This window comes from Chryseobacterium sp. VD8, from assembly GCF_037149975.1.
GTDB classification, from domain to species: domain Bacteria; phylum Bacteroidota; class Bacteroidia; order Flavobacteriales; family Weeksellaceae; genus Chryseobacterium; species Chryseobacterium indicum.
Map to the genome: position 1 here is coordinate 1 of NZ_JBBCQL010000311.1, position 4,190 is coordinate 4,190.

A 4,190-nucleotide genomic window follows, 5' to 3' on the forward strand; every position below is an offset into this window, starting at 1 on the left:
TATTTTGAGATGGGCGGAAAGCAGTTTCTGCTGGCTCATGGCGACGGTTTGGGACCGGGAGATAAAGGATATAAAAGAATGAAAAAAGTCTTTACCAATCCTGTCGCGCAATGGTTCTTCAAATGGCTGCATCCCGATATTGCGATGAAGATTGCATTGTATATGTCTCAGAAAAATAAAATGATTTCAGGAGATGAGGATAAAGAATTTCTGGGAGAGGATAAAGAGTTTCTGATCATTTATTCAAAAGAAAAACTTAAAACTCAGTCAATCGATTATTTTATTTACGGACACCGTCATCTTCCGATGATTCTGGATCTTGAAGGAAAAGCAAAATACATCAATCTGGGAGACTGGATCTCTTATTTTACGTATGGTGTTTTTGAGCATGATTTTGAATTGAAAACCTTTGGAGATAGCACAAAAAAAATTACCCCAAAAGCTGAGGTAATTTCCGAATGAACCAAAATTCATTCATGTTTTTAATCCATATTCCGCATTACCCATTGCAATAACCTAACCAATTTTTTAGTTTTCAGATTAAAAAATTATTAAAAATGATCTTTTTTATGATAAGTGATTGTAAATGAGGTTGAAAGAATAAAAATATTTTTATAAGTGAAAAATATATTCGGCATACAGACAGAGCATGATTTTTTGGCTGCATCACTGGAAACCTTCCGTTATCAGTATGAAAATATTGAAGTTTACAGACGTTTTGTAGATTATCTTAACATCAAACCTGATCATGTGGATGAACTGACAAAAATTCCTTTTCTGCCCATTGAAATGTTTAAAAACCATCAGGTTTTGGATAAAAGTGTAACTGCGGATCTTTTTTTTCAAAGTTCCGGAACCACACAGATGAATTTATCGAAACATTTCATTGCCAATCCTGAACTGTACGAAGAAAGCATCTATAAAAGCTTTGAACAGTTTATCGGAAAACCAGAAGACTTTATTTTCCTCGGACTTCTGCCAAGTTATCTGGAGAGACAAAATTCTTCGCTGATTTATATGGTAGATTATCTGATGAAAAAATCCGGAAAACCTGAAAACGGATATTTCCTGTACAATCATGAAGATTTATTTACCCTTTTGAACGAACTACAAAACAAGAAAGTTATTCTGTTCGGCGTTTCTTTTGCACTGCTGGATTTTTTAGATTTCTGCGACAGTAACTCAAAAACGCTTCAATTCTCCGACTCATTAACGGTAATTGAAACCGGAGGAATGAAAGGCAGAAAAGAGGAAATGACCAAAGACGAACTGTTGAAAATTTTACAGGAAGGTTTTAAAACCGATAAAATTTATTCAGAATATTCGATGACAGAGCTTCTTTCACAGGCATATTCTTTAGGAAATAACGAATATCAATGTCCAAACTGGATGCGCATCATGATCAGAAATGCAGAAGATCCTTTTAATTATGAAAAGGAGGGAAGAACGGGAGCGATTAATATCATCGACTTGGCAAATGTACATTCCTGTGCATTCATCGCCACGCAGGATTTAGGTAAAATTGTCGGGAATAAATTTCAGGTTTTAGGTAGAATCGATCATTCAGATATTCGTGGATGCAGTTTGCTTGTTAGCTAATTGATGTTGTTTAAACTTCAGCTATCATTTGCTTAGTTAAAACGCCCTTGCGAACGAACTATGCAGAGCAAATAAAAACTAAAATCTTTGCGACTTCCGCGTTAAAATTAAAGAGTTTCATCGAATCAGAAATTTTGTTTAAATTTAAAACTTCTGCTATCATTAGCTTAGTGAAAACGCCCTTGCGAACGAAATAGGGAAGACAATAGTAACTAAAACCTTTGCGACTTCAGCGTTAAAATTAAAGAGTTTCATCAAAGCAGAGTTATTGTTTAAATTTAAACTTCAGCTATCATTTGCTTAGTGAAAACGCCCTTGCGAACGAACTATGCAGAACAAATTTCAACTAAAATCTTTGAGATCTTCGCGTTAAAAACAAAAAACAAAAGTGTTAAAAATAGAAGAATTGGTTCACGCATTTATTCATTCTCAATGCAATTTTGAGAAAGAAATTGTTTTGACTAATCATTTTCAGGCAGATTGGGAAGCCGATATTCTGATTGTTGATTCAGAAGGATACAGTCATGAAATTGAAATCAAACTTTCGAAAAGCGATTTTAAAAATGATTTTAAAAAATCCTATACCAATTCAAGTACAGGCGAAAAATTCTTAAAACACGATAAAATTTCCTGTGGAGATTAGGTCTGCAATGCGTTCAGTTTTCTGCTTCCGATGGGAATGGTAGATCATGAAATGATTCCGGAACATTGCGGGATTATAGAATTTTACCACAACGTAGACTCTTGGGAAACTGAGTTTTATGTCATAAGAAAACCAAGAAAAGTACATGATGATTCTTACTGGAAACTGAATGATAAAGATCTTTTTATCAGGAAGATGGCTTTAAATCTATTATATAAGAAAATGGAAATTAAAGGAAAGCACGAAGAGCTTATTTTTAAAAATCCTTTTGATCTTAAAAAATTAAAGTAGTCTTTCAAAATGTCAAACATAAAAAAATCCTGTCGGAGACAGGATTTTGTAGTTAACTATCTAATTCTTCCGCGCCGTTTCGCTGCAGCAGGAATCTGTAAATTAATCCTCCTGTAATTCCTCCCAAAATCGGGGCAACCCAGAACAGCCAAAGCTGAGACATGGCATTTCCGCCTACGAAAACCGCCTGAGAAAGTGATCTTGCCGGATTCACGGAAGTATTCGTAATCGGAATAGAAATTAAATGGATTAATGTTAATCCTAAACCGATGGCAATACCTGCAAATTTTCCGTTGGCAAACTTATCTGTAGCACCCAGAATAATGATCAGGAAAAAAGCCGTCAGTAAAAATTCTGTTAAAAATGCAGCACTCATGGAATAGCTTTTTCCAAAATATACCGCTTCACCGTAGAAATTGGTGGCAAAAGCTCCCGGTCCCGAAAAGTCCGGAGTTCCGGATCCGCTCAGAATAACGTACAAAGCGTCTGCAGCTCCAATTGCTCCTAAACATTGTGCTACAACATACGGAACAAGATCTTTGGCAGAGAATCTTCCACCTGCAAGAAGTCCTACGGAAACAGCAGGATTGAAATGTCCTCCGGAAATATGCCCTACTGCATAAGCCATTGTAAGAACAGTAAGCCCGAAAGCCAAAGACACTCCCAGAAGAAGAATCCCTAATTGTCCATTAGATGCAGCAGCAATCTGTGAGGCGAAGATTGCACTTCCGCAACCTCCGAAAACAAGCCAGAACGTACCGAAAAATTCGGCAAAAAGTTTTTTTATCATATTGTTTATTTTAATAAATTATCTCAAATTTATAATTAATACGTTAAATAAGAAAGATTAATTTTAAAATTGTTATGGTATAAATTTATTTTTTATTATTGATTTAGTAATTTAAAATTAAATTAATGGTTAATTATTTTCACATATATGTTTATCGGAGTTTATATTTATTTCATAAATGATTATTTTAGTTTATAAATTTTAAAACATCTTTCATGAAAAAGTTTCTGTGTGTGGTTTTTGCTTACGTTCTTCATGGTATTTGTTACGCGCAGGCGGCTCAAAAAACATTGCCTTGCTATGATCTTACAGAAGTTTTAAGAGTAGAACCTACGCTGCTGTACAAACCGCATCTTGATGCTTCTAAAAGTTTTGGAGTTAAAATTCTGAAGGATTCTAAAACGGTACAGAAATACATCAGCAACGGAAAATTTCATAAAATAAAAAAATCAGGAACTGGGTATCGCGTTGAAAAGCTGGATTACAGCAGAGCTTACATGGTTTCTAAAGGCAAACTTACACTGGAAAAAATGGGTGCCCGTTTCAGTAAGGAAACCAAAGGAAATGTTTTTACAGTTTCTTCCATTACCAGAACGCTGGAAGACCAATGCAGACTGAGGAGAGTAAATTCCAACGCCGCACTGGGAATCAGTTCTCATAATTACGGAAATTCGTTTGATATCTCTTATGTTCGCTTTAATGGTGTTCTGAAGCATAATCCGAAAATGGAAGCTGCTTTGGAAAAAGTTCTGAAATATTATTATGATCTGGGTAAAATCTACTATATCAAGGAAAAACAGCAAAGTTGTTACCATATTACGGTGAAGAATTATTAACTAATTTTCAATTATGCGTGAGATACTTGCA

6 protein-coding genes are annotated in these 4,190 nt (G+C 34.9%); 5 read left to right on the forward strand and 1 reads right to left on the reverse strand.

All coding sequences use genetic code 11. The features are described 5' to 3' along the window. The 4 genes from WFK35_RS21130 to WFK35_RS21145 form a co-directional block, all read left to right on the forward strand. Positions 1 to 462, forward strand: a 462-nt coding sequence (locus WFK35_RS21130) for a UDP-2,3-diacylglucosamine diphosphatase (protein ID WP_336734506.1), incomplete at its 5' end; no start/stop codon positions are given. 156 nt (positions 463 to 618) lie between these two features. Continuing rightward, positions 619 to 1,599, forward strand: coding sequence for a LuxE/PaaK family acyltransferase (locus WFK35_RS21135; RefSeq protein ID WP_336734508.1), 981 nt, complete (start codon positions 619 to 621; stop codon positions 1,597 to 1,599). Between the two features lie 388 nt (positions 1,600 to 1,987). Continuing rightward, positions 1,988 to 2,242, forward strand: a complete 255-nt coding sequence (locus WFK35_RS21140) for a hypothetical protein (RefSeq protein WP_336734510.1) — start codon at positions 1,988 to 1,990, stop codon at positions 2,240 to 2,242. 30 nt (positions 2,243 to 2,272) lie between these two features. Next, positions 2,273 to 2,533: a hypothetical protein gene (locus WFK35_RS21145; RefSeq protein ID WP_336734512.1), complete on the forward strand. Its 261-nt coding sequence runs from the start codon at positions 2,273 to 2,275 to the stop codon at positions 2,531 to 2,533. A 52-nt stretch (positions 2,534 to 2,585) separates the two neighbouring features. Here the strand turns inward: WFK35_RS21145 and aqpZ are convergent, their stop codons facing one another. Next, the gene (gene aqpZ, locus WFK35_RS21150; RefSeq protein ID WP_336734514.1) at positions 2,586 to 3,320 is read right to left on the reverse strand and encodes an aquaporin Z; all 735 of its coding nucleotides are present in this window, start codon (positions 3,318 to 3,320) and stop codon (positions 2,586 to 2,588) included. 218 nt (positions 3,321 to 3,538) lie between these two features. Here aqpZ and WFK35_RS21155 point away from each other — a divergent pair, with 218 nt between their 5' ends. Next, positions 3,539 to 4,159: a DUF5715 family protein gene (locus tag WFK35_RS21155; RefSeq protein ID WP_336688661.1), complete on the forward strand. Its 621-nt coding sequence runs from the start codon at positions 3,539 to 3,541 to the stop codon at positions 4,157 to 4,159. Positions 4,160 to 4,190: the final 31 nt, after the last annotated feature.